18 protein-coding genes are annotated in these 22,182 nt (G+C 63.3%); 14 read left to right on the top strand and 4 right to left on the bottom strand.

Annotated features, from left to right (window positions below):
• Positions 1 to 30: 30 nt before the first annotated feature.
• From MUO32_RS25055 to MUO32_RS25075, 5 genes are all read left to right on the top strand, one after another.
• Complete coding sequence (locus tag MUO32_RS25055; protein WP_257951091.1) at positions 31 to 1,140, top strand: metallophosphoesterase; 1,110 nt, start codon at positions 31 to 33, stop codon at positions 1,138 to 1,140.
• 85 nt (positions 1,141 to 1,225) lie between these two features.
• A complete protein-coding gene (locus tag MUO32_RS25060) occupies positions 1,226 to 2,266 on the top strand; it encodes a LacI family DNA-binding transcriptional regulator (protein WP_257951092.1) in 1,041 nt (346 codons plus the stop codon).
• A gap of 9 nt (positions 2,267 to 2,275) precedes the next feature.
• Positions 2,276 to 3,730 carry a xylulokinase gene (gene xylB / locus MUO32_RS25065; RefSeq protein WP_257951093.1) on the top strand — a complete coding sequence of 485 codons (1,455 nt, stop codon included), beginning with the start codon at positions 2,276 to 2,278 and terminating at the stop codon, positions 3,728 to 3,730.
• A gap of 27 nt (positions 3,731 to 3,757) precedes the next feature.
• Complete coding sequence (gene xylA / locus MUO32_RS25070) at positions 3,758 to 5,068, top strand: xylose isomerase (protein WP_257951094.1); 1,311 nt, start codon at positions 3,758 to 3,760, stop codon at positions 5,066 to 5,068.
• Between the two features lie 328 nt (positions 5,069 to 5,396).
• Positions 5,397 to 6,905 carry a methyl-accepting chemotaxis protein gene (locus tag MUO32_RS25075; RefSeq protein ID WP_257951095.1) on the top strand — a complete coding sequence of 503 codons (1,509 nt, stop codon included), beginning with the start codon at positions 5,397 to 5,399 and terminating at the stop codon, positions 6,903 to 6,905.
• On the opposite strand, the gene MUO32_RS25080 is transcribed toward MUO32_RS25075, so the two are convergent.
• Positions 6,902 to 7,933 (bottom strand): LacI family DNA-binding transcriptional regulator, encoded by a 1,032-nt coding sequence (locus MUO32_RS25080; RefSeq protein WP_257951096.1) that lies wholly within the window; start codon positions 7,931 to 7,933, stop codon positions 6,902 to 6,904. The genes MUO32_RS25075 and MUO32_RS25080 overlap by 4 nt on opposite strands.
• A 208-nt stretch (positions 7,934 to 8,141) precedes the next feature.
• Here MUO32_RS25080 and MUO32_RS25085 point away from each other — a divergent pair, with 208 nt between their 5' ends.
• The 5 genes from MUO32_RS25085 (at position 8,142) to MUO32_RS25105 (ending at position 14,224) form a co-directional block, all read left to right on the top strand.
• Positions 8,142 to 9,668 carry a sugar ABC transporter ATP-binding protein gene (locus tag MUO32_RS25085; protein ID WP_257951097.1) on the top strand — a complete coding sequence of 509 codons (1,527 nt, stop codon included), beginning with the start codon at positions 8,142 to 8,144 and terminating at the stop codon, positions 9,666 to 9,668.
• Positions 9,669 to 9,713: 45 nt separating this feature from the next.
• Positions 9,714 to 10,724 carry an ABC transporter permease gene (locus tag MUO32_RS25090; protein WP_257951098.1) on the top strand — a complete coding sequence of 337 codons (1,011 nt, stop codon included), beginning with the start codon at positions 9,714 to 9,716 and terminating at the stop codon, positions 10,722 to 10,724.
• 104 nt (positions 10,725 to 10,828) lie between these two features.
• Complete coding sequence (locus tag MUO32_RS25095; RefSeq protein WP_257951099.1) at positions 10,829 to 11,779, top strand: substrate-binding domain-containing protein; 951 nt, start codon at positions 10,829 to 10,831, stop codon at positions 11,777 to 11,779.
• Positions 11,780 to 11,973: 194 nt separating this feature from the next.
• Positions 11,974 to 13,026 carry a sugar phosphate isomerase/epimerase gene (locus MUO32_RS25100; RefSeq protein ID WP_257951100.1) on the top strand — a complete coding sequence of 351 codons (1,053 nt, stop codon included), beginning with the start codon at positions 11,974 to 11,976 and terminating at the stop codon, positions 13,024 to 13,026.
• Between the two features lie 13 nt (positions 13,027 to 13,039).
• Positions 13,040 to 14,224, top strand: a complete 1,185-nt coding sequence (locus MUO32_RS25105) for a Gfo/Idh/MocA family protein (RefSeq protein ID WP_257951101.1) — start codon at positions 13,040 to 13,042, stop codon at positions 14,222 to 14,224.
• A 45-nt stretch (positions 14,225 to 14,269) separates the two neighbouring features.
• Here the strand turns inward: MUO32_RS25105 and MUO32_RS25110 are convergent, their stop codons facing one another.
• Positions 14,270 to 15,160, bottom strand: coding sequence for an HD-GYP domain-containing protein (locus MUO32_RS25110; protein WP_257951102.1), 891 nt, complete (start codon positions 15,158 to 15,160; stop codon positions 14,270 to 14,272).
• Between the two features lie 203 nt (positions 15,161 to 15,363).
• On the opposite strand from MUO32_RS25110, the gene MUO32_RS25115 reads away from it, so the two are divergent.
• A complete protein-coding gene (locus MUO32_RS25115; RefSeq protein ID WP_257951103.1) occupies positions 15,364 to 16,740 on the top strand; it encodes a GH1 family beta-glucosidase in 1,377 nt (458 codons plus the stop codon).
• Positions 16,741 to 16,832: 92 nt separating this feature from the next.
• A complete protein-coding gene (locus MUO32_RS25120; RefSeq protein ID WP_257951104.1) occupies positions 16,833 to 19,025 on the top strand; it encodes an EAL domain-containing protein in 2,193 nt (730 codons plus the stop codon).
• Here the strand turns inward: MUO32_RS25120 and MUO32_RS25125 are convergent, their stop codons facing one another.
• Entirely contained in the window at positions 19,026 to 19,973 is a 948-nt protein-coding gene (locus tag MUO32_RS25125; RefSeq protein WP_257951105.1) for a rhodanese-related sulfurtransferase, read from the bottom strand.
• A 61-nt stretch (positions 19,974 to 20,034) separates the two neighbouring features.
• Positions 20,035 to 20,520, bottom strand: coding sequence for a CYTH domain-containing protein (locus tag MUO32_RS25130; protein ID WP_257951106.1), 486 nt, complete (start codon positions 20,518 to 20,520; stop codon positions 20,035 to 20,037).
• Positions 20,521 to 20,676: 156 nt separating this feature from the next.
• Here MUO32_RS25130 and MUO32_RS25135 point away from each other — a divergent pair, with 156 nt between their 5' ends.
• Positions 20,677 to 21,315 (top strand): 2-dehydro-3-deoxy-phosphogluconate aldolase, encoded by a 639-nt coding sequence (locus tag MUO32_RS25135; protein ID WP_257951107.1) that lies wholly within the window; start codon positions 20,677 to 20,679, stop codon positions 21,313 to 21,315.
• 127 nt (positions 21,316 to 21,442) lie between these two features.
• Positions 21,443 to 22,135 carry a tellurite resistance TerB family protein gene (locus MUO32_RS25140; RefSeq protein ID WP_257951108.1) on the top strand — a complete coding sequence of 231 codons (693 nt, stop codon included), beginning with the start codon at positions 21,443 to 21,445 and terminating at the stop codon, positions 22,133 to 22,135.
• The last annotated feature ends 47 nt before the right edge of the window (positions 22,136 to 22,182 follow it).

Below are 22,182 nucleotides of genomic sequence, written 5' to 3' on the forward strand. Positions count from 1 at the left end.
GTCCTGTCTTCTTTTCATCGGAGCGTCCGCATGCCCTTTCGCCCCACGCGCCGCCACGTTCTCGCTGGAGCCGGTGGTTTCGGCCTGTCGCTTGCCCTGTCACGGCTTGAGGCCCTCGCCCGGTCCGCGACGGACGCGACCTTTCTCTTTTCCTGCGACGTGCATGCCTGCCTCGTCTCGGCCGACAGCCTCAGCCCGAACTGCGCGGCGGAAGGCAAGACGGATGCGGCGCTTCTGCGCCATGTTGCGGCACTGAACGCGGTTGGCGATCTCACCTGGCCGGCGCAGGTCGGCGGAAAGCCCTCGGGCCTTTTCAGTGCAGGTGCGCGCATTGCAGCACCGCTCGGCCTCGTGCTCGGCGGCGACATGACGGACGACGGGGGCGGGCAGGTGAAGGTGCCGGGCGAGGGCCGGCAGCTCCAGCAATTCGCCAGCCGCTACCAGCAGGGAACGGGACCGGATCGCGTGCACTATCCCGTCTATAACGGTCTCGGCAATCACGATCTCGATCAGGACGGCGTGGCGCCGCATATCGACTGGTATCGGCGGGAGCTGCGCGACTATGTCGAGCTGAACCATCGCTCCACCGTATTCTACAAGGCACCCGTGCCGGTGGCGAACTACGATATCGACTCGGACAATTATTCCTGGGATTGGGGTGGCCTGCATCTCGTGCAGCTCCAGCGTTTCGGCGGCGACGACACGAAGGGCGCCATCAGCGGCCTGGCCTGGCTGAAGCAGGACCTCGCCGCCTCCGCTGCCGATGGGCGCCCGGTGGTGCTGTTCCAGCATTACGGCTGGGACCCGTTTTCCACCGAGCACTGGGACCCGGCGGCCAGAACCTTCGATCCGCACGGGGACGGACCCGCCCATTGGTGGACGGACGTCGAGCGCGCAGCACTGCTCGATGCCCTCAAAGGCTACAATGTCGTGGGTATTTTCCACGGTCACGAGCATCCGACGCCGATGATCTACAACAGCGCGGGCTATGACATCTTCAAGCCCGTCGCCGCCTTCCTGGGCGGGTTTGCGCTGGTGCGGGTCACCGATCGCTTCCTGGATGTCGCGCTTGCCCAAGCCGGCGGAAATCCAGGGGAAATCACCTTCACGAACGCCTTCGGCAAACGCCTTTCCGGCTGAGGACGCCGGCCTCGAAAACTGCTGCCGCAAATTTCTGATTTACGTACATCAAAAATTCCTCTAAGGGTCTCGGCACGGAGGAACCATGAGACCCACGGTACATGACATTGCCGCGAAAGCGGGCGTGAGCCTTGCGACCGTCGATCGCGTCCTGAACGATCGGCCGGGTGTTCGCAGCGTCACCAAGGCCAGGGTCGAGGCGGCGATTGTCGCATTGGGTTACGTACGCGATGTCGCAGCGGCAAACCTTGCCAAGAGCCGGATTTATCCTCTCGTCTTCATTCTGCCCGAGGGCGACAATCCCTTCATGCGCGGGCTGGAAGCGGAGATACGCCGCGCCGGCTTGCATTCCGCCGCCGAACGCACGCGCCTTTCCGTCGTCACGGTTCCGGCTTTCGATCCTGCCGCTCTCGCCGCCGCGATCGACGCGGCTGTTGCAGAGGGCGTTGCCGGTATCGCTGCCGTCGCGGTCGATGCTCCCGAGGTTTTTGCGGCGATCGGCCGGGCGCAGGAGGCGGACATTCCCGTCGTTACGCTGGTTTCGGATCTGTCCGGCTCCGGCCGCGATCATTTCATCGGCGTCGACAACATTGCCGCCGGCCGCACCGCGGGCAGTCTGATGGGCCGCTTCCTTGGCAGTCGGCCCGGCCCGGTCGTGGTTCTAGCCGGCTCGATGCGCGTGCGCGACCATGGCGAGCGGCTTGAGGGGTTTCTGTCCGCTATGGCCGCCATGTCGGTCGCGCGCACCATCCTGCCTGTCCTGGAAGGCCAGGACGACCCGGACCTTTCCTTCAGGCTGATGTCCGATTGTCTCGCCGCCGTTCCCGACCTTGCCGGCGTCTACAGCCTCGGCGCCGGCAATCGCGGCCTGCTGAAAGCGCTTGCAAAACGTGGTGTGGACCTTTGCGTGATCGCCCACGAACTTACCACCGAAACCCGCGGCGCGCTCGAAAGCGGCCTCATCGATGCCGTGCTCAACCAGGATGCCGGCCACGAGGTGCGCAGTGCCATCCGCATTCTGCGCGCCAAGGCGGATGGCCTCTCGGTCAACGCGGCGCAGGAGCGTATCCGCCTCGACATCTTCATCAAGGACAACCTGCCGCCGGCCAGCCCGGACGAGGAATAGGAGAGCCACATGTATCTCGGGATCGACCTTGGCACGTCGGGCGTCAAAGCGATGCTCATCGATGCCGGCCAGCGTGTCATCGGCTCGGCGACCGGCAAGGACGTTGCGACCGCGCGACCCCATCCCGGCTGGTCCGAGCAGGACCCGGCGGACTGGATCCGCGCCACGGAGGAGGCCATCGCCGGCCTTCGTGCCGCCCATCCGGCCGAGCTTTCGGCCGTTCGCGGCATCGGCCTTTCCGGCCATATGCATGGCGCGACGCTGCTCGACGCCGACGACAAGGTGCTGCGGCCCTGCATCATGTGGAACGACACGCGCAGCCATCGCGAGGCGGCGGCGCTCGATGCCGATCCACGTTTCCGCAAGATTACCGGCAACATCGTCTTCCCGGGCTTCACCGCGCCGAAACTGGCCTGGGTGAAGAACAACGAGCCGGCGACCTTCGCCAGTGTTCGCTGGGTGCTGTTGCCGAAAGACTACCTGCGCGTTTGGCTGACCGGCGAGCATATGTCGGAAATGTCCGATTCGGCCGGCACTTCCTGGCTCGATACGGGTGCCCGCAAATGGTCCGCCGAGCTTCTTTCCGCCACTGATCTCGAGGAGAGGCAGATGCCGGCGCTGGTGGAGGGCACGGATGCCGCCGGTATTCTTCGCGCGGAGCTTGCAGCCAGATGGGGCCTCGGGGCGGGCGTGGTCGTCGCCGGGGGGGCGGGCGACAATGCCGCTTCGGCCTGTGGCATGGGCACGGTGCGCGAAGGCGCGGCCTTCGTTTCGCTTGGCACCTCGGGCGTGCTCTTCGCCGCCAACGCCAGCTATCTGCCGAACCCGGAAAGCGCCGTGCATGCCTTCTGCCACGCGCTGCCCGCCACCTGGCACCAGATGGGGGTCATCCTTTCGGCAACGGATGCGCTGAACTGGCATTCCCGCGTCACCGGCGCGTCGGCCGCGGACCTCACCGGGGAACTCGGCGAGGCGCTGCAGGCGCCCTCCGGCGTCACCTTCCTGCCCTATCTTTCCGGTGAGCGCACGCCGCACAACGATGCCACCATTCGCGGCGCCTTCCTCGGCCTCGGCCACGAGAGCAGCCGTGTTGTGCTGACGCAGGCCGTGCTGGAAGGCGTGTCCTTCGCCATCCGCGACAGCCTGGAAGCGCTGAAATCAGCCGGCACGAAGCTGTCGCGCGTCACCGCCATCGGCGGCGGTTCGCGCTCGCGCTACTGGCTGAGTTCCATCGCGACCGCGCTTGACCTGCCTGTCGACCTGCCGGCGGACGGCGATTTCGGCGCCGCTTTCGGCGCGGCGCGTCTCGGCCTGATCGCCGCGACCGGCGCTGACCCCGTCGCGGTCTGCACGGCACCCGCGACCGCGGAAACGATCGAACCCGAGACGGCGCTCAGTGCCGCCTATGAGGACGCCTATCAGCGCTATCGCCGGCTCTATCCGGCAATTCGCGCCGCCTACTGACACCAAAACAATCGAAGAGGAGACACCATGGCCACCGGCTTTTTCGGCGATATCGCCAAGATCAAATATGAAGGCACCGACAGCACCAACCCGCTCGCCTTCCGCCACTACAATCCCGACGAGATCGTCGCGGGCAAGCGCATGGAAGATCACCTGCGCTTTGCCGTCGCCTATTGGCACACCTTCGTCTGGCCGGGCGGCGACCCCTTCGGCGGACAGACCTTCGAGCGCCCCTGGTTCGAGGATTCCATGCAGGCCGCCAAGCTGAAGGCCGATGTCGCCTTCGAATTCTTCCAGCTGCTCGGCGTGCCCTTCTACTGCTTCCACGATGCGGATGTCCGCCCCGAGGGCAAGGACTTCGTCGAGAACACGAAGAACCTCAACGAGATCGTCGACTACTTCGCCAGGAAGCAGGCCGATACCGGCGTCAAGCTGCTTTGGGGTACGGCGAACCTCTTCTCCAACCGCCGCTACATGGGCGGTGCCGCGACCAACCCGGATCCGGATGTCTTCGCGTTCGGGGCCGCGACGGTAAAGACCTGCATCGACGCTACGCATCGCCTGGGCGGCGACAATTATGTGCTGTGGGGCGGCCGTGAAGGCTACGAGACCCTGCTCAACACGAATATCGGCCAGGAGCTTGACCAGCTCGGCCGCTTCGTCAACATGGTCGTCGAATACAAGCACAAGATCGGCTTCAAGGGCGCGATCCTCATCGAGCCGAAGCCGCAGGAGCCGACCAAGCACCAGTACGACTACGATGTCGCAACGGTCTTCGGCTTCCTCAAGAAGTACGGGCTGGAAAACGAGGTGAAGGTCAATATCGAGCAGGGCCATGCCATCCTTGCCGGCCATTCCTTCGAGCACGAGCTGGCGCTTGCCAATGCGCTCGGCATCTTCGGCTCCATCGACATGAACCGCAACGACTACCAGTCCGGCTGGGACACCGACCAGTTCCCGAACAACGTGCCGGAAATGGCGCTGGCCTTCTATCAGGTTCTCTCCGGTGGCGGTTTCACCACCGGCGGCACGAACTTCGACGCCAAGCTGCGCCGCCAGTCGATCGATCCGGCGGACCTGCTGATCGGTCACATCGGCGGCATGGATTGCTGCGCCCGCGGCCTGAAGGCGGCGGCGAAGATGATCGAGGACAAGGCGCTGTCCGGCCCGCTCGCCGAGCGTTATGCCGGCTGGCAGTCTCCGGAGGCCCGGAAGGTGCTTTCCGGCGGTTCGTCGCTGGAGGCGCTGGAAGCCTATGTGCTGAAGGACGGCATCAATCCGAAGCCGCGCTCCGGCAAGCAGGAACTCCTGGAAAACGTGATCAACCGCTACGTCTGATCTCTCAGGCTGTCATACCGAAAAAAGAAGGGCGCCCTGTGGCGCCCTTTTGCTTTTTAAAGCTGCTTGACGTTAGGTGAGGTATATTTCCTGTTGTACTGTGACGAAGTGCCTCATGATTGTTTTAATTGGTATGGAATATAATAATAAGGTTCTCTTATCGGATATTTTCGATTCTATTTTGTCCTTCGTCAATTTTGTCTCAAGTATTTCTTCGTTGATTATATTGTTTGTTTACTGTCGGCTGTGAAAAATCACGACATACGGAAGGCCCGACCTGATTCGAAACTTGATGCCGGGTGCCCTTCAACAGCAAAGGAATTGTCGGATGTCGATGCAGGATGCCAAAACGCAACAACTCAACGAACGCCTCCAGTTTGTCGATTTCGATGACGCCCAGCGCGAGGCGCTGAAGAATGCCCTGCCGACGATCTCCGCTTCACTCGACGGCGCGCTCGACACCTTCTACGCCAAGGCCCGCGCGACGCCCGAGACGGCCCGTTTTTTTGCCAACGAGGCCCATATCCAGAGCGCCAAGGGGCGCCAGGTCAAGCATTGGGAAGTGATCGGTTCGGCAACGTTCGACGCGCGCTATGTCGATGCGGTCACCACGATCGGCAAGACCCACGCCCGCCTGGGCCTCGAGCCGCGCTGGTATATCGGCGGCTATGCGCTGATCCTCGAAGCCATCGTCGAAAGCGTCATTTCCAAACATCTCGAAGGTTTCCTCTATCGCAGGAAGGCGGCGGCGATCAGTGGCGAGATCACCGCCATCGTGAAGGCGGCGCTAGTCGACATGGACTATGCGATCTCGGTCTATCTGGAGGCCCTTCAGGAGGAGCGCGAGAAATCGGAAGCCGAGCGGCAGGTCCGTAATGCCGAGCAGGAAGAGGCGCTCGGCGCGCTCGACACCTCGCTCAACCGCCTTGCCGGCGGCGACCTCACGGCCTCCATCGCCCAACCGCTGGCCCCGCAGTTCGAGCGCCTACGCACCAACTTCAATGCCGCCATCGAGAAGCTGGACGATACGCTCGGCGCCATCGTGACGGCGGCGGAGGATGCCGCCGGCAATTCCGGCGAACTGGTCAATGCCACCGACGACATGGCCAGGCGCACTGAACAGCAGGCGGCCTCGCTCGAGGAAACGGCGGCGGCCGTCGAGGAAATCACCACCATTTCGCGCGAGGCGGCCATTCGTGCGGAAGAAGCGCGCCGCGTCGTCGGCAGTGCCACGGAAGAGGCCCAGCGCTCCGGCCAGATCGTCGAGCAGACGGTCGCGGCGATGGGCGCTATCCAGGAATCGTCGGGAAAGATCACGCAGATCATCGGCGTGATCGACCAGATCTCCTTCCAGACCAACCTTCTCGCCTTGAATGCCGGCGTCGAGGCGGCGCGGGCCGGTGAGGCCGGCAAGGGCTTTGCGGTCGTGGCGCAGGAGGTTCGCGAACTGGCGCAGAAGTCCGCGGAAGCGGCGAAGGAGATCAAGACACTGATCGACAAATCCTTCGAGGACGTGCTGCTCGGTGTGTCGCTGGTCAACAAGACCGGCGAAGCGTTGCACCATATCGGCGAGCAGGTCGTGTTTATCAATGCGCATATCGATGCCATCACAAACTCCGCCCGCGAACAGTCGGCAGGTATTTCCGAGATCAACACGGCGGTCGGCAGCATGGACCAGATGACCCAGCAGAACGCTGCGATGGTGGAGGAAACCAATGCGGCGACGCATAATCTGATGCAGATCAGCACGACATTGAAGGGGCTGGTCGACCGGTTCACGGTCTCGGCGGCGCGCATTCAGCGCACGGAGAAACCAGCGCGGCGCCGCTACGGCTAACGGCGTACGAAGCGCCGCGCCGGCGCCGATACCGAATTGCGCACGATCAGGTCCGGCCGAAGCAGGATTTCCGTTTCGGCCGGCTCGTTGTTGGAAAGCAGTTCGAAGAGCAGCGCCATGGCGCTCCTGCCGATGGCGGTGCGCGGCTGGCGGATCGTCGTCAGCGAGGGCGTCATGAAGCTTGCCTGCGGCACATCGTCGAAGCCGGTCACGGAAAAATCGGTCGGGATATCGTAGCCGCGTGCGCCAAGCCCGATCATCACGCCGATAGCGGTCTGATCATTGACGCACATGAAGGCGGTCGGCAGCGTGTCGCGCATGAAGAGTTGTTCGAGCGCAAGGCGGCCGCTCTCGATCGTGCCGTCACCCTCCAGGATGATACGCTCACTGAGCGGCACGCCTGCCGCGTCCATTCCTGCGTCATAACCCTGCCGGCGGCGGCTATAGGCCAGACGGGTGCGCGAATCGCCGATGAAGGCGATCTTGCGGTGGCCTTCGGCGATCAGCAGGTCGACGGCCTTGCGCGCACCCTCGATGTCATCGACGCCGACATAGGGAATGCCGCCATTATAGACCGGCTCGAAGACGCCGACGCTGGGCGGTAGGCGCGCGGTCATGCTCTGGTGGCCGAAGGGCAGGATGCCGGTGAAAAGAATGAGCCCGGCGGCCTGGTTGGAGTTCAGGAACTTCAGATATTCCAGCCCGCGCTGCGGATCGTTCTGCGTATGGCCGATCAGGATGCCGTAGCCATGCGCGCGCGCCTCGTTTTCCAGGCCGACGAGGATGTTGGAAAAGTTCGGGTCACCGATATCGGGGGCCACCACGAGGATCATGTTCGACCGACCGAGGCGCAGGCTGCGCGCCATGGCATTGGTCGTATAGCCGGTGATGGCGATGGCCTGGTTGACCTTCAACCGCGTCGAATTCGCAACCTTCTCCGGTGTGTGGATCGCCCGCGATACGGTCGCGATCGAGACCTGCGCGATACGCGCGACATCCTCGATCGTGGCAGGGCTGGACATTGACAAACGGCTCTCACTCGGCGTTGCAATTCCAGCGTGAAGATATCCGGAACGGCGTGGATCAAACGAATTGCGGGGACACTACACAGACTGGACTGAGGGTCAAACGGCGCTTGATGAAAATTCCTGATATCCAATGATGTAAACCTTTACATACCCAGTGTAAAGGTTTACATCATGCTCAAGCGGTCGAGGAGCCGCAGGGAGGAAATCGATGAATCCGGACGCTGCCGACGGGGCTCCCGTCGTTCTTTCCGCGCGCCGTATCAGCAAGTCGTTCAGCGGCGTGCAGGTCCTGTTCAGCGTCAATTTCGAGCTTCGCGCCGGCGAGATCCATGCGCTCATGGGCGAGAATGGCGCCGGCAAATCGACGCTCGTCAAGATACTCTCGGGTTTCGAACAGCCGACCTCCGGCGAGATCCTGCTGGACGGGCAGCCGGTAAAGCTTCCACCAAACGGCCAGGCCGAGCATCTCGGCATCGTCATCATCCACCAGGAATTCAATCTCGCCGAACACCTGACCGTCACCGAGAGCCTTTTCCTCGGTCGCGAGGTCACGCGTTTAGGCGTGCTGGATCGCAAGTTCATGCGCGCCGAGACGCGCCGCGTGCTCGACCAGCTCGGCTCCCATGTCGACGAGAATGCATTCATCAGTTCGCTCTCCATCGCCGACAAGCAGATGGTCGAGATCGCCAAGGCGATCAGCCGCGATGCGCGCATCATCTTCATGGACGAGCCGACCGCCGTGCTCTCCCGCGAGGAGACCAATTATCTCTTCCGGCAGGTGCGCAAGCTGCGTGAAAAGGGTACCTCCTTCGTCTTCGTCTCGCACAAGCTGGACGAGGTCATGGAGCTGACCGATCGCGTGACGGTGCTGCGCGATGGTCAATGGGTGAAGACCGCCCCCACCAGCATTCTCGATGGCGAGGCCATTGCGCAGCTGATGGTCGGCCGCGAGCTTTCCAGCCTCTATCCCGGCAAGCAGGAGCCGAGCGTCGACGAGGAAGTAACCCTCGCCGTCTCGGGGCTGACGACGCATTATGTGCAGGACGCGAGCTTCGAGGTGCGCAAGGGCGAGATTCTCGGCTTTTCCGGCCTGATCGGTTCGGGTCGTACGGAACTGATGGAAGCGGTCGCGGGCCTGCGTGCGCGGCTTTCGGGTGAGGTGACGGTGCGTGGCGAAAGCGTGGCCGGAGGCGACGTGCATGCGGCCAACCGCGTCGGCATCGCCTACATGACCAAGGACCGCAAGCACAAGGGCCTGCTGCTCAACTCGCGCATGACGGCGAACCTGACGCTGCAATCGCTCGATCAGCATGGCAAATACGGTTATCTCAGCCCGAAGAGCGAGGCGGCAGCCCTTGAGCGCGCCCGCCGCCGCTTCGATATCCGCGTGCGCGACGGACGGGTCGTCGCCGGCCGCATGTCGGGCGGCAACCAGCAGAAACTGCTGCTCGCCAAGGTCATGGAGACCGAGCCCGACGTCATCATCATCGACGAGCCGACGCGCGGCATCGATGTCGGCACCAAGCAGCAGATTTACCATTTCATTTCCGCGCTCGCCCGCGACGGCAAGTCGATCATCGTCGTCTCCTCGGAGATGCCCGAGATCATCGGGCTCTGCACCCGCGTCGCCGTCATGCGCGAAGGGCGGATCGTCGGCATTCTCGAAGGCGAGGAAATCTCCGAACAGGAAATCATGCGCTATTCGGCAGGGTTGAAGAAAAGGACCGCCGCCTGAGGTTTTCCGGGCAGCGATAGAACAACATTTGGGTTGGGGACGAATATGACCGCAAGCGAAGATACGGTTGAAACGAAGACGCGCGGCCGAAGCTGGCGGGATGTCGATCTCAGGGCCGTCGCGCCCTTTGCGGCGCTGGCGCTGTTGCTGATCGTCGGTGCGCTGGTCAATCCGAATTTCATCGGCATCAACAACCTCGCGAACGTCGCGACGCGCAGCGCCTTCATCGCGATCATCGCGGTCGGCGCGACTTTCGTGATTTCATCCGGCGACCTCGACCTGTCGGTCGGCTCGATGGTCGCCTTCGTCGCCTCGATCATGATCATCTTCATGAATTCCGGGGCGATTGCGGATCCGGGCCTGATGCTGGCGGCCGCTATCGTCCTGACGATGGTCATCGGCGGAGCCTGCGGCCTCGCCAACGGCCTGATCACCACCGTCGGCAAGATCGAGCCCTTCATCGCCACGCTCGGCACCATGGGCATCTATCGCGGCCTCACCACCTGGTTGTCACAGGGTGGCGCGATCACGCTGCGCGAGCCGGAACTGCAGGCGCTCTATCGGCCTGCCTATTTCGGCTACATTCTCGGCGTGCCGGTGCCGATCGTCGTCATTCTGGTCGTGACCGCCATTGCGGCCTTCATCCTCTATCGCACGCGCTACGGCCGCCACGTCGTTGCCGTCGGCTCCAATGCGGACGTCGCGCGCTATTCCGGCATCCCGGTCAACCGCGTGCGCACCATCGCCTTCGTCATCCAGGGTCTCTGCGTCGCCATCGCCGTGCTGCTCTATGTGCCGCGCCTCGGCTCGACGTCGGCCACGACCGGCATCCTGTGGGAATTGCAGGCGATCACGGCCGTCGTCGTCGGCGGCACCGCGCTGAAAGGCGGGGCAGGGCGCGTCTGGGGCACGATCTGCGGCGCGTTCATTCTCGAACTGGTGGGCAACATCATGCTGCTCTCCAACTTCATCAGCGAATATCTGATCGGGGCCATCCAGGGCGCGATCATCATCATTGCGATGCTCGTCCAGCGTTCGCTGGTACGGAAATCGTGAGACCAGGCAGGGCCGGCACGCGCAAAGCGGCCGGGCCTGCGGGGACGTAGCCGGGTTCACAGGTCCCCGGTGAGGAACGAAGACCTGCTTTTGGGAGGAAACTCATGCGCAAGAAACTTTTGGGCCTGACCGTTGCGGCGATGGCGCTGATCGCCGGTGCCGTTCATGCGGAAGACAAGAAGGTGACGATCGGCGTCTCGATCCCGGCCGCCGACCACGGCTGGACGTCCGGCGTCGTCTACCACGCCGAGCGCGTCGCCAAGCTCCTCATGGAGCGCAATCCGGGCCTCAACGTCATCGTCAAGACCTCGCCGGATCCGGCAAGCCAGGCGAATGCCGTGCAGGATTTGGAAACGCAGGGCATCGACGCGCTCGTCATCCTGCCGACCGATCCGGATCCGCTGGTCAACGCGATCAAGGAAGTCAAGGGCAAGGGCACCTTCGTCGCGCTCGTCGACCGTGCGCCGAGCACCAACGACAATTCCGTGCGTGACCTCTACGTTGCCGGCAACAACTTCGCACTCGGCCAGACGGCCGGCGAATATATCAAGACCACGACGCCGGACGCTGAAGTCGTCGTTATCAGAGGCATGGCGATCCCGATCGACCAGCAGCGCCAGGACGGTTTCGACAAGGGTATCGAAGGCTCGAACGTCAAGGTTCTCGATCGCCAGTACGGCAACTGGAACCGCGACGATGCCTTCAAGGTCATGCAGGACTATCTGACCAAGTACCAGAAGATCGACGTCGTATGGTGCCAGGACGACGACATGGCTGTCGGCGTTCTCCAGGCCATCGAGCAGGCCGGCCGCAAGGACATCCAGTATGTCATCGCCGGCGCCGGCTCGAAGGACATGATCAAGAAGGTCATGGACGGCGACAAGATGATCCCGGTCGATGTGCTCTATCCGCCGGCAATGGTCGGAACCGCGCTCGAAATGACCGTTGCCAATTTCTACGGCCAGGTCCCGGTTCGCGGCGTCTACACGATCGACGCCACGCTGGTCACGAAGGACAACGCGAAGGACTTCTACTTCCCGGACTCCCCGTTCTGATCTGACAATACCAGAGCCGCCCGGGACATGATGGCCCGGGCGGTTTTTCTTTCCGCTTTTCTTGCGGCTTGTCCGCGATTCCGCATTGCCCGACCCGCCAAAGGCCGATAGCTTTCCACGCGCTGCGGTACGTACCGCAAAAATTTCTGAGACGGGTCGCGAGGATCGGCCCGGTCCATGGGAGGAAGCCGATTATGAAGACGATCAAGGGCCCGGCCCTGTTTCTTGCGCAGTTCGCCGGCGATGCCGCGCCGTTCAACTCCTGGGATTCCATTACCAAATGGGCCGCCGATATCGGCTACAAGGGTGTGCAGGTTCCGAGCTGGGACGCGCGCTTCATCGACCTGAAGAAGGCCGCCTCCTCCAAGACCTATTGCGATGAATTCGCCGGCAAGGCGCGCGAGAATGGCGTCGAGGTCACGGAGCTTTCCACCCACCTGCAGGGCCAGCTCGTAGCCGTGCATCCCGCCTATGACGAAGCCTTCGACGGCTTTGCGGCGCCGGAGGTGCGTGGCAATCCGAAGGCGCGGCAGGAATGGGCCGTCGACCAGGTGAAGATGGCGCTCACGGCCTCAAGGCACCTCGGCATCGACGCGATGGCCAGCTTCTCCGGCGCCCTTGCCTGGCCGTTCGTCTATCCGTGGCCGCAGCGCCCCGCCGGCCTCGTCGAGACCGCTTTCGACGAACTGGCGAAACGCTGGAAGCCGATCCTTGATCACGCGGAGGATTGCGGCGTCGACGTCTGCTACGAGATCCATCCGGGCGAGGATCTGCATGACGGTATCACCTACGAGATGTTCCTGGAGCGCACCGGCAACCATGCCCGCGCCTGCATGCTCTACGACCCCTCGCACTATGTGCTGCAGTGCCTCGATTATCTCGACAATATCGACATCTACAAGGACCGCATCCGCATGTTCCATGTGAAGGATGCCGAGTTCAATCCGACCGGCCGCCAGGGCGTCTACGGCGGCTATCAGGGCTGGGTCAACCGCGCCGGCCGCTTCCGGTCGCTGGGCGACGGCCAGGTCGATTTCGGCGCCGTCTTTTCCAAGATGGCCGCCAACGATTTTGCCGGCTGGGCCGTGGTCGAGTGGGAATGCGCGCTGAAGCATCCGGAAGATGGCGCCCGTGAAGGGGCGGAATTCGTCAAGGCCCATATCATCCGCGTGACGGAAAAAGCCTTCGACGATTTCGCCGATGCCGGAACCGATCAGGCCGCGAACCGGCGTATGCTGGGTCTTTAAGGAGGAACACGGAATGGCAATCGAAGGTAGCGCAAGCGAAACGCGGGAACGCCGCATCCGGCTCGGCATGGTCGGCGGCGGGTCGGGCGCCTTCATCGGCGCGGTGCATCGCATGGCGGCGCGGCTCGATGATCACTATGAACTGGTGGCCGGCGCGCTCTCGTCCTCCCCTGAAAAGGCCGAGCAGTCGGCGCGCGAGCTGGGGCTCGACCCCGCGCGCAGCTATGGCAGCTTCAAGGAGATGGCGATCCGCGAGGCGAAGCTGAAGAACGGCATCGAGGCGGTGGCGATCGTTACGCCCAACCACGTGCATTACGAGGCCGCCAAAGAGTTTCTGAAGCGCGGCATTCATGTCATCTGCGACAAGCCGCTGACATCGACGCTGCCGGATGCCCGCAAGCTGAAGAAGCTTGCGGAGGAAAGCGATGCGCTCTTCGTGCTGACGCACAATTACACCGGCTATCCGATGGTTCGGCAGGCTCGCGAGATGGTCGCCAACGGTGAACTCGGCACCATACGCCTCGTGCAGATGGAATATCCGCAGGACTGGCTGACCGAGGACATCGAGAGCAGCGGCCAGAAGCAGGCCGCCTGGCGTACGGATCCCGCCAAGTCGGGTGCGGGCGGTTCCACCGGCGATATCGGCACGCATGCCTACAATCTCGGCTGCTTCGTGTCGGGCCTGGAGCTGGAAGAGCTTTCGGCCGATCTCGACAGCTTCGTGCCCGGGCGCAAGCTGGATGACAACGCGCATGTCATGATGCGCTTCAAGGAAAGGGACGGTGCTCGCGCCAAAGGCCTGCTGTGGTGCAGCCAGGTGGCGCCCGGCCATGAAAACGGCCTGAAGGTGCGCGTCTATGGCACCAAGGGCGGTCTCGAATGGGTGCAGGCCGATCCGAACTATCTCTGGTACACGCCCTTCGGCGAGCCCAAGCGCCTCATCACCCGAAACGGTGCCGGTTCCGGCGCCGCCGCCGGCCGCATGAGCCGCATTCCCTCCGGTCATCCGGAAGGCTATCTCGAAGGTTTCGCCAATATCTACTCGGAAGCCGCCCGCGCCATCTACGCCAAGCGTAACGGCGCCAAGGCCGATCCGGCGATCGTCTACCCGACGATCGATGACGGGCTGAAGGGCATGCTCTTCGTCGACGCCTGCGTGCAGTCGTCGAAGAGGAACGGGGCCTGGATCAAGGTCTGAGGCCTTTTGAGCATCGGCCGTCGCTGATGTCGGCGGCCGATGTGATTACTCGAAAATGCTGCCGAGACGGAGCACCAGCTTCTTGTCGAAGAGGTGGCCGCGGTCGAACATCCAGTTGAGCGCGTCGCGCGTCGTCCAGGCGCGTTTGTAGGGGCGGGCGCTCGTCAGGGCCTCGAAGACGTCGCAAACGGTGGAAAGCCGAATTTCCTGACCCAGCTGCTCGGCCTTCAGGCCGAGCGGATAGCCGCTGCCGTCGAGCACTTCATGATGGAAGCGGACGATATCGAGCGTCAGCGGCGATATATCGCCAAGTTCCTTCAGCAGCCGGTAGCCAATTTCGGGGTGGCCTCGCATCCGGCTCTTCTCCGCCGCCTCCAGTTGGCCGGCCTTGTTGAGAATGGCGTTCGGGATCATCAGCTTGCCGACATCGTGCAGAAGGCCGGCAACGCCGAGTTCGCGCACCATGGCGTCGTCGTAGTCGAGCGTCCGCGCAAGACGCATCATCAGTGCGCTGACGGCGAGCGAATGCATATAGGTGCCCTCGTCCTTGGACTTCAGGCGCGTGACTTTCAGGAAGACTTCGGGTGCGGCGTCGATGTGATCGCGAATCTCGTCGGCGACAGGCCCGAGCGTCTCGATCTTGAGGTCGCCGGCACGCACGGCTGCAAAGCTGTCGCGCAGCGCGCTGGTGCCTTGCCTGACGGCCTCCTGCGTGCGTTTCTGGTCCTCCGCCGTGACGACGGCATCCGCATCGATATCGATGGTGCTGCGTTGCGGATTGACCAGGGCATAGGCGGCGGATGTCGCGAGAATAGCGCGCACGGTTTCATCGGACTGAACGAGAAAACGCCTGCCGGAGAATTCGGCATTCGAACATTCCAGCGATTCGACGAACATGCCCTTTTTGACGAGATGCTTCGGAATTCTCCGTACCACGTTGGTCTCCATCCCCGCGTATTGGTAGTTTGCAGGAACAAAACCTAACCTTTGTTTAAGCAAGTCCTGTTTTAGTCCGCCTCTTTCGAAAGGCTCTGAAAATGCCGGCGTGGTAGCGAGCCATTGATTTTTGGCTATTCTGCCCTTACTGCAACGTTGCAGTGCCGCTGCGACCCTGCGCTGCCGATATCGAGAGACGTATCATGATCGATTCCAAGACCCTTGCCGGCCGTTTTCCCGGTGATTTCGTGTTCGGTGTGGCAACCGCCGCCTTCCAGATCGAAGGGGCATCGAAACTGGATGGCCGCAAGCCATCGATCTGGGATGCGTTCTCCAACATGCCGGGCAGGGTCCATGGCCGCCACAACGGCGATGTCGCCTGTGATCACTACAACCGCCTGGAAGACGACCTCGATCTCATCCAGTCGCTCGGCGTCGAAGCCTACCGGTTCTCCATCGCCTGGCCGCGCATCATTCCCGAGGGAACGGGAGCGGTGAACGAAAAAGGCCTCGATTTCTACGACCGGCTGGTCGATGGCCTGAAGGCGCGCGGCATCAAGGCCTTCGCGACGCTCTACCACTGGGACCTGCCGCTGATGCTGGCGGGCGATGGCGGTTGGACGGCGCGCCAGACGGCCTATGCCTTCCAGCGCTATGCCAAGACGGTCATCGCCCGGATCGGCGACCGGCTGGATGCGGTGGCGACCTTCAACGAGCCCTGGTGCTCCGTCTGGCTGAGCCATCTCTACGGCATTCACGCGCCCGGCGAACGCAACATGGATGCGGCGCTGCATGCGCTGCATTTCACCAATCTCGCGCATGGTCTCGGTGTTGCCGCCATCCGCTCCGAACAGCCGAATCTCCCCGTCGGCCTCGTGCTGAACGCCCATTCCGTCTATGCCGGCAGCGACAGCGCGGCGGACCGGGATGCCGCTGCCCGTGCCAATGATTTCCACAACGGCGTCTTCTTCGGTCCGGTCTTCAAGGGCGCGTATCCGGAGCGTTTCCTCTCGGCCCTCGGTCACCGCATGCCGGAGATCGAACCGGGCGACATGGAGACGATCGCGCAGCCGCTCGACTGGTGGGGCCTCAATTATTACACGCCCATGCGCGTCGCGGACGATCCGTCCGGCGATGCGGATTTTCCGGCGACGGTACCGGCCCCGCCGGTCGTGGACGTCAAGACGGATATCGGCTGGGAGGTGTTTGCACCGGCACTCGGCGATCTCATCCGCAAGCTCAATGCGGACTATACGCTGCCCGATTGCTACATCACGGAGAATGGCGCCTGCTACAATATGGGCGTGGAAAACGGCGTGGTCGATGACCAGCCGCGCCTCGATTACATTTCCGACCATCTCGGCATCACGGCCGATCTTATCGGCGAAGGGTATCCGATGCGCGGCTACTTCGCCTGGAGCCTGATGGACAATTTCGAATGGGCGGAAGGCTACCGGATGCGCTTCGGTATCGTGCATGTCGACTACGACACGCAGGTGCGCACGGTGAAGAAGAGCGGCCTTTGGTATAGCGAACTCGCCGGCCATTTCCCGAAGGGAAACCACAAGCCGGCCGAATAGGCCGGCATACCAGGATCGCTCGTATTGGCATGAGAGCCGTAAAGGATTCATAACGCTTCTGCCGCATCATCCTTTCCTGGTCGGAGAACCTGATGCGGCGGCTTGCACACCATCTTTCCAGTATGCTCGGCGCCCGGCGGCTCGCAGTCGTTCTTGGCGTGCTCGGCTCGTTCGCGGTCGTCGTCAGTCTCGCGACCGTGCTTGTCATGATGGCATTGGGTTTCCTCGCCAACCGGGCAAACGAACTGGACGAGGAGCGCACGCGCCAGACCGTGTTCGGTGCGCTCTCCTCCATGCGCAGCTCCATCGTCACGACGGCGCGCGATTATTCGGTCTGGGACGATGCGGTTGCTGGCGTCTACGGTACGCCCGACATGCCCTGGCTCATCACCAATTTCGGTCTCGCCACCGAAGGCGGGCCTTTGTTCGACACCGTCTTCCTCGTCGACGAGAAGGGCGGCACGATGCTGGCCTATCGCAACGGCGCGCCCTTCGAGGCGGATGCGCAAAGCTTTGGCGGGGCGGCCTTCGAGACGATGCGCCGGGAGGTGGTGGAAGCGGGTCTCACATCCGGCAAGGAACTCGGCGCGTTCCTTCAGACGCCGAAAGGACCGGCGGTGGCCGCCGTTTCCGCTATCCGGCCGGTTTCCGATGCCGTCAAGGCGCCGGAGAACGGTTTGCGCACGCTTTTCATCCTGCGCCATCTGACGCCCGCCCGCATCTCGAAGATTTCGGACAATTTCCTCGTGTCCGGTCTTCTTCTGACAGATACGGCGCCTGCGAACGGCGATGCCGTTGCGCTCAACGATCCCGACGGCAGGGCGCTCGGCTATCTCTCCTGGACGCCGGAGGCGCCGGGCGACAAGAGCTACGATCAGGTGCGCCCGCTCGTGCTTCTGGCTCTTGCCGGCGTGGTCGTCTTCTTCGCACTGCTGGTCCTGACCGGCGCCATCTTCGCAGTTCGCCTCAAGGCCGATGAGAATACGGCGCGCATGCAGGCCCTGACGGATCGGTTGAGTGGCTTGCGCAACCGCACCGGCCTCTATCTCGGTCTCGACGAGCTGAACGCGCGCGCAGCGATCGAGGCGCGCGATGTCCTGATGCTCTATCTCGATCTCGACGGCTTCAAGGACGTCAACGATTTCTATGGCCACGCCGTCGGCGACCGGCTCATTCGAGGCGTCTCGGCCGGCCTGTCCCGTCTCGTGCCCGAAGATGCCATGCTCGCCCGTATCGGCGGCGACGAGTTCGCCATCGTGTTCCTTGCCGGCTCGGACGGTGCGGAAACCGAACGGCTGACACATGCGCTCCTCGACTTCTTCACCGAGCCTTTCGCCATCGGCGATCGCGTCGCCATCGTCGGTGCCAGCATCGGCATTGCCGTCTCGCATCACGGCGCGGTGGCCGGCGAAGAACTCTTGCGGCGCGCCGACGTCGCCATGTATCGCGCAAAACATGCCGGCCGAGGCCGGGCCATGCACTACGAAACCTTGATGGACGACGACCGCGATGCACGCCGGGAAATGGAAGAGGCGTTGCGGATGGCGGTGGCGCGCGGTGAGATCGATGTCGTCTACCAGCCGATCGTCCGGGCACGCGGGCGCGATATCTGCGGCGTCGAGGCATTGGCCCGCTGGACGCGCGGAACCCAGCCGGTGCCGCCCGACGTCTTCATCCCGCTCGCCGAGGCGACCGGCATCATCGATGCGCTCGGCCCGATGATCCTCAAGCGGGCGTGTGAAGCGGCGCGGCAATGGCCCGATCTCGGCGTCTCGATCAACGTCTCCCCGGCGCAGTTCCGCAATCCCTATTTTCCGGACCAGGCGCTGGCGATCATAGCGGAAGCGGGAATCGAGCCGGCGCGCATCACGCTTGAAATCACCGAGGGCTATTTCATCCAGAATCCCGGCCGGGCGAAACTCGTCATGGACCGGCTGAAGGCGGGTGGCGTGCGCATCGCACTCGACGATTTCGGCGCCGGCTTCTCGTCGATCGGCTATCTCATCCGTTTCGGCTTCGACCGCATGAAGATCGACCGTTCGCTGACCATGGCCGGGCAGCAGTCGATCAAGGGTGGGGCGATGCTGCAGGCGACGGTGGCGCTGGCGGCCTCTTTCGACATGCCCGTCACGGCCGAGGGCGTGGAAACGGCCGAGCAGGCCGCCTTCCTGCATCTGTGTGGCTGCGACCAGTTGCAGGGCTATTTCTATGGTCGGCCGATGAGCGAAAAGGCGATCTGCGACCTCATCGCCCCGCCGGCCGCCACGCAGAGCATCGCCGGCTGATTATTTGCCGAGGTGGCGCTCGCCGCGTTGCTTCGCCAGATCCATCTGCTTCTGCCGCTGGCGAAAGCGCAGGCGATCTTCTTCGCTGCGCGTCGCGTGGCAATGCGAGCAGGATACGCCGGCTTCGTAGAGGGGAGACGTCATCTCCTCCGCCGTCAGCGGGTGGCGGCAGGCGCGGCAAAGCTTGAGCCTGCCTTCCTCCAGGCCGTGCAGCACGGAGACGCGCTCGTCGAAGACGAAGCAGGCGCCCTCCCACAGGCTTTCCTCCGGCGGCACTTCCTCGAGATACTTAAGGATGCCGCCCTTGAGGTGGTAGACCTCCTCGAAACCTTCTTCCTTCATGAAGGCCGTCGCCTTTTCACAGCGGATACCGCCGGTGCAGTACATGGCAATCTTCGGCTTGTTGTGCAGGCCGGTATTGTTGCGCACCCAGTCCGGAAACTCGCGGAAGGTTTTCGTGTTCGGATCGATCGCGCCCTTGAATATGCCGATCGCGGTCTCGTAGTCGTTGCGCGTGTCGATGACGATCGTATCCGGATCCGAGATCAGCGCGTTCCAGTCGGCAGGCGCCACATAGGTGCCCACGGAGCGCGTGGGGTCGATATCCTCGACGCCCATGGTGACGATCTCTTTCTTCAGCCGCACCTTCATGCGCAGGAAGGGCATGTCGGCCGCATGGCTTTCCTTGTGCTCGAGGTCGGCAAATTCCGGCTGGCTGCGCAGGAAGGAAAGCACGCTGCGAATGCCGGCGGCGGGACCGGCGATCGTGCCGTTGATACCCTCATGGGCGAGCAGCAGCGTGCCGCGCACGCCGTTTTCCTCGCACAGTGCCTGCAACGGTGCGCGCAGCTCCGCAAAGCGCGGAACCGAGACGAAATGGTAGAGCGCGGCGACCAGGAAGCCGTCATTTGCTGCGGGTGAGGAAATCTCGTGTGCGATGTCTGTCATGGGGTCGCCACATACAGCTTTCGCGCTTTTCAGGCAATGCGGCGCGAAAGCGCGCCACCCGTTACGCCAGCTGGTGCAGGTGCGCGCCGTCGCTGGTGCCGAGCGCCATCGACTGGTTGGAATACTGGCTCTCGCCCGTTACTTCCCGGCCAACCCAGTTCGGCAGTTCCGGGTCGTCGTGGATCGAGGACAGCTCGACTTCCGCGATCACCAGTCCACGATGGGCGCCGCCATAGACGTCGACCTCCCAGACATAGCCGGCATGCGGCACCTTGTAGCGCACTTTCTCGATGATCGTGCCGACGGCGTGCCGCAGCATGTCGTCAGCCTCGTCGCGGCCGATCTCGACTTCATATTCGTCGCGAACGAGCGCGGTATGGCCGACTTTGATGGTGAGGCGGGCGCGCCCGTCGCCATAGATGCGAACGCGCAGCGACCGATCGTCCTGAGCCACGATATAGGCTTGCCTTATGGCGACGCCTTCGTTTGCGAAGGTGCGCCATCGCTGGCCCGACACCAGGAACTTCCGCTCGATCTCTTTAGCCATAGGCTCGCTTTCGCTGTCTCTGAGATGGGCTTGGGCGAGGGGCAGACTACACGATAAGTGTGTCATGACAAGTCCATGAATCAGGCATAAGGCTCGACAGGACGTCGCAGACGCGGTATTTGCGTCTCAATTCAATCGTTTTAAAAGGTCCGTGCCATGAGCGAGAAGAACGCCAAGCTCCTTTCCGTCCTGAAGCTGCAGCCAGTCGTGCCGGTGCTGGTCATCGACGACGTCAAGACGGCCGTGCCTTTGGCGCGGGCGCTGGTTGCCGGCGGCCTCAAGGCGATCGAAATCACGCTGCGCACGCCGGCAGCGCTCGAAGCGATCCGCGCGGTTGCCAACGAGGTCGAGGGTGCCGTCGCCGGTGCCGGCACGATCCTCAATGCCGCGCAGTTCGAAGCGGCTGTCGAGGCCGGCTCGCAGTTCATCGTCAGCCCCGGCACGACCCAGGAGCTGATCGACGCCGCCGCCGATTCCGAAATCCCGCTGCTGCCCGGCGCTGCCACGGCAAGCGAGGTCATGGGCCTTCGCGAGGAGGGGTACCAGGTGCTCAAGTTCTTCCCGGCCGAACAGGCCGGTGGCGCGGCTTACCTGAAGTCGCTGTCCTCGCCGCTCGCCGGCACGCTGTTTTGCCCGACGGGCGGGATTTCGCTTTCGAATGCCCACGACTACCTCTCGCTGCCGAACGTCGTCTGCGTCGGCGGCTCCTGGGTCGCGCCGAAGGACCTTGTCGCCAAGGGCGATTGGGCCGGCATCGAAAAGCTTGCCGCGGAAGCCGCTGCCCTCAGGGGCTGAACAAGGTTCAATGGATTTGCAAGCGGGCGGCCTTCGGTCGCCCGTTATGCGTTTGTAATTCAGAACGGGCATTCCTATCTTGCCTTGCAGTCGGCCCTAGCGGTGACACGAGAAACGGAGACGCCCCATGTTTGACGCCAAGAAGTTGCTTGACCAGTTCCTCGGTTCACAGGTGCCCGGCGCCGGGGGATCCGTGCGCGACCGCGCCGGCCAGGTCACCCAGCTTGCCAAGGACAATCCGCTAGCCTCTATCGCCATTGCCGGCGTGTTGCTGGGCACGGGCACCGGCCGCCAGGTGGCGGGATCGGCGCTGAAGCTCGGCAGCCTCGCTGCGATCGCCGGCCTCGGTTACCAGGCCTACAAGAATTACAAGGCGGGGCAGGATCCGGTCGAGACGACGCAGGCCGGTACGCCCGAGCTTCTGCCGCCGCCGACGGATTCCGGCTTCCATCCCGAAGCCGTCAGCACGGATTTCGCGCTCATCCTCGTGCGCGCCATGATCGCCGCCTCGCGCGCCGATGGCCATATCGACGATGCCGAGCGTGCCCGCATCATGGACAAGCTCAAGGTTTCCGGCCTCGGCGCCGATGCCGCCCAGTTCCTCGAAGACGAGCTGGCCAATCCGGTCGATCTTGACGCCATCGTTGCCGCGGCCTCGACCGAAGAACAGCGTGTCGAGCTCTACACCGCGTCCCGCCTTGCCATCGAGCCGAAGACGCGCACCGAGCGCGGCTATCTCGATCTGCTCGCCGGTCGCCTCGGTCTGGCCGATGCGCTGGTCGATCACATCGAGGCGACGGTTTCCGCCGCCACGGTCTGAACATTCGGGGAGCGGCCGAACGCCGCTCCTCCCTTTCGGCCGAGCTT

The organism is Shinella sp. CPCC 101442, assembly GCF_024704725.1.
Classification (GTDB): domain Bacteria; phylum Pseudomonadota; class Alphaproteobacteria; order Rhizobiales; family Rhizobiaceae; genus Shinella.

What these genes read in the sequence shown, in the direction of transcription:
- MUO32_RS25055 (WP_257951091.1), top strand. Translation starts at nt 31, where the DNA reads ATGCCCTTTCGCCCCACGCGCCGCCACGTTCTCGCTGGAGCCGGTGGT.
- MUO32_RS25060 (WP_257951092.1), top strand. Translation starts at nt 1,226, where the DNA reads ATGAGACCCACGGTACATGACATTGCCGCGAAAGCGGGCGTGAGCCTT.
- xylB (WP_257951093.1), top strand. Translation starts at nt 2,276, where the DNA reads ATGTATCTCGGGATCGACCTTGGCACGTCGGGCGTCAAAGCGATGCTC.
- xylA (WP_257951094.1), top strand. Translation starts at nt 3,758, where the DNA reads ATGGCCACCGGCTTTTTCGGCGATATCGCCAAGATCAAATATGAAGGC.
- MUO32_RS25075 (WP_257951095.1), top strand. Translation starts at nt 5,397, where the DNA reads ATGTCGATGCAGGATGCCAAAACGCAACAACTCAACGAACGCCTCCAG.
- MUO32_RS25085 (WP_257951097.1), top strand. Translation starts at nt 8,142, where the DNA reads ATGAATCCGGACGCTGCCGACGGGGCTCCCGTCGTTCTTTCCGCGCGC.
- MUO32_RS25090 (WP_257951098.1), top strand. Translation starts at nt 9,714, where the DNA reads ATGACCGCAAGCGAAGATACGGTTGAAACGAAGACGCGCGGCCGAAGC.
- MUO32_RS25095 (WP_257951099.1), top strand. Translation starts at nt 10,829, where the DNA reads ATGCGCAAGAAACTTTTGGGCCTGACCGTTGCGGCGATGGCGCTGATC.
- MUO32_RS25100 (WP_257951100.1), top strand. Translation starts at nt 11,974, where the DNA reads ATGAAGACGATCAAGGGCCCGGCCCTGTTTCTTGCGCAGTTCGCCGGC.
- MUO32_RS25105 (WP_257951101.1), top strand. Translation starts at nt 13,040, where the DNA reads ATGGCAATCGAAGGTAGCGCAAGCGAAACGCGGGAACGCCGCATCCGG.
- MUO32_RS25115 (WP_257951103.1), top strand. Translation starts at nt 15,364, where the DNA reads ATGATCGATTCCAAGACCCTTGCCGGCCGTTTTCCCGGTGATTTCGTG.
- MUO32_RS25120 (WP_257951104.1), top strand. Translation starts at nt 16,833, where the DNA reads ATGCGGCGGCTTGCACACCATCTTTCCAGTATGCTCGGCGCCCGGCGG.
- MUO32_RS25125 (WP_257951105.1), bottom strand. Translation starts at nt 19,973, where the DNA reads ATGACAGACATCGCACACGAGATTTCCTCACCCGCAGCAAATGACGGC.
- MUO32_RS25130 (WP_257951106.1), bottom strand. Translation starts at nt 20,520, where the DNA reads ATGGCTAAAGAGATCGAGCGGAAGTTCCTGGTGTCGGGCCAGCGATGG.
- MUO32_RS25135 (WP_257951107.1), top strand. Translation starts at nt 20,677, where the DNA reads ATGAGCGAGAAGAACGCCAAGCTCCTTTCCGTCCTGAAGCTGCAGCCA.
- MUO32_RS25140 (WP_257951108.1), top strand. Translation starts at nt 21,443, where the DNA reads ATGTTTGACGCCAAGAAGTTGCTTGACCAGTTCCTCGGTTCACAGGTG.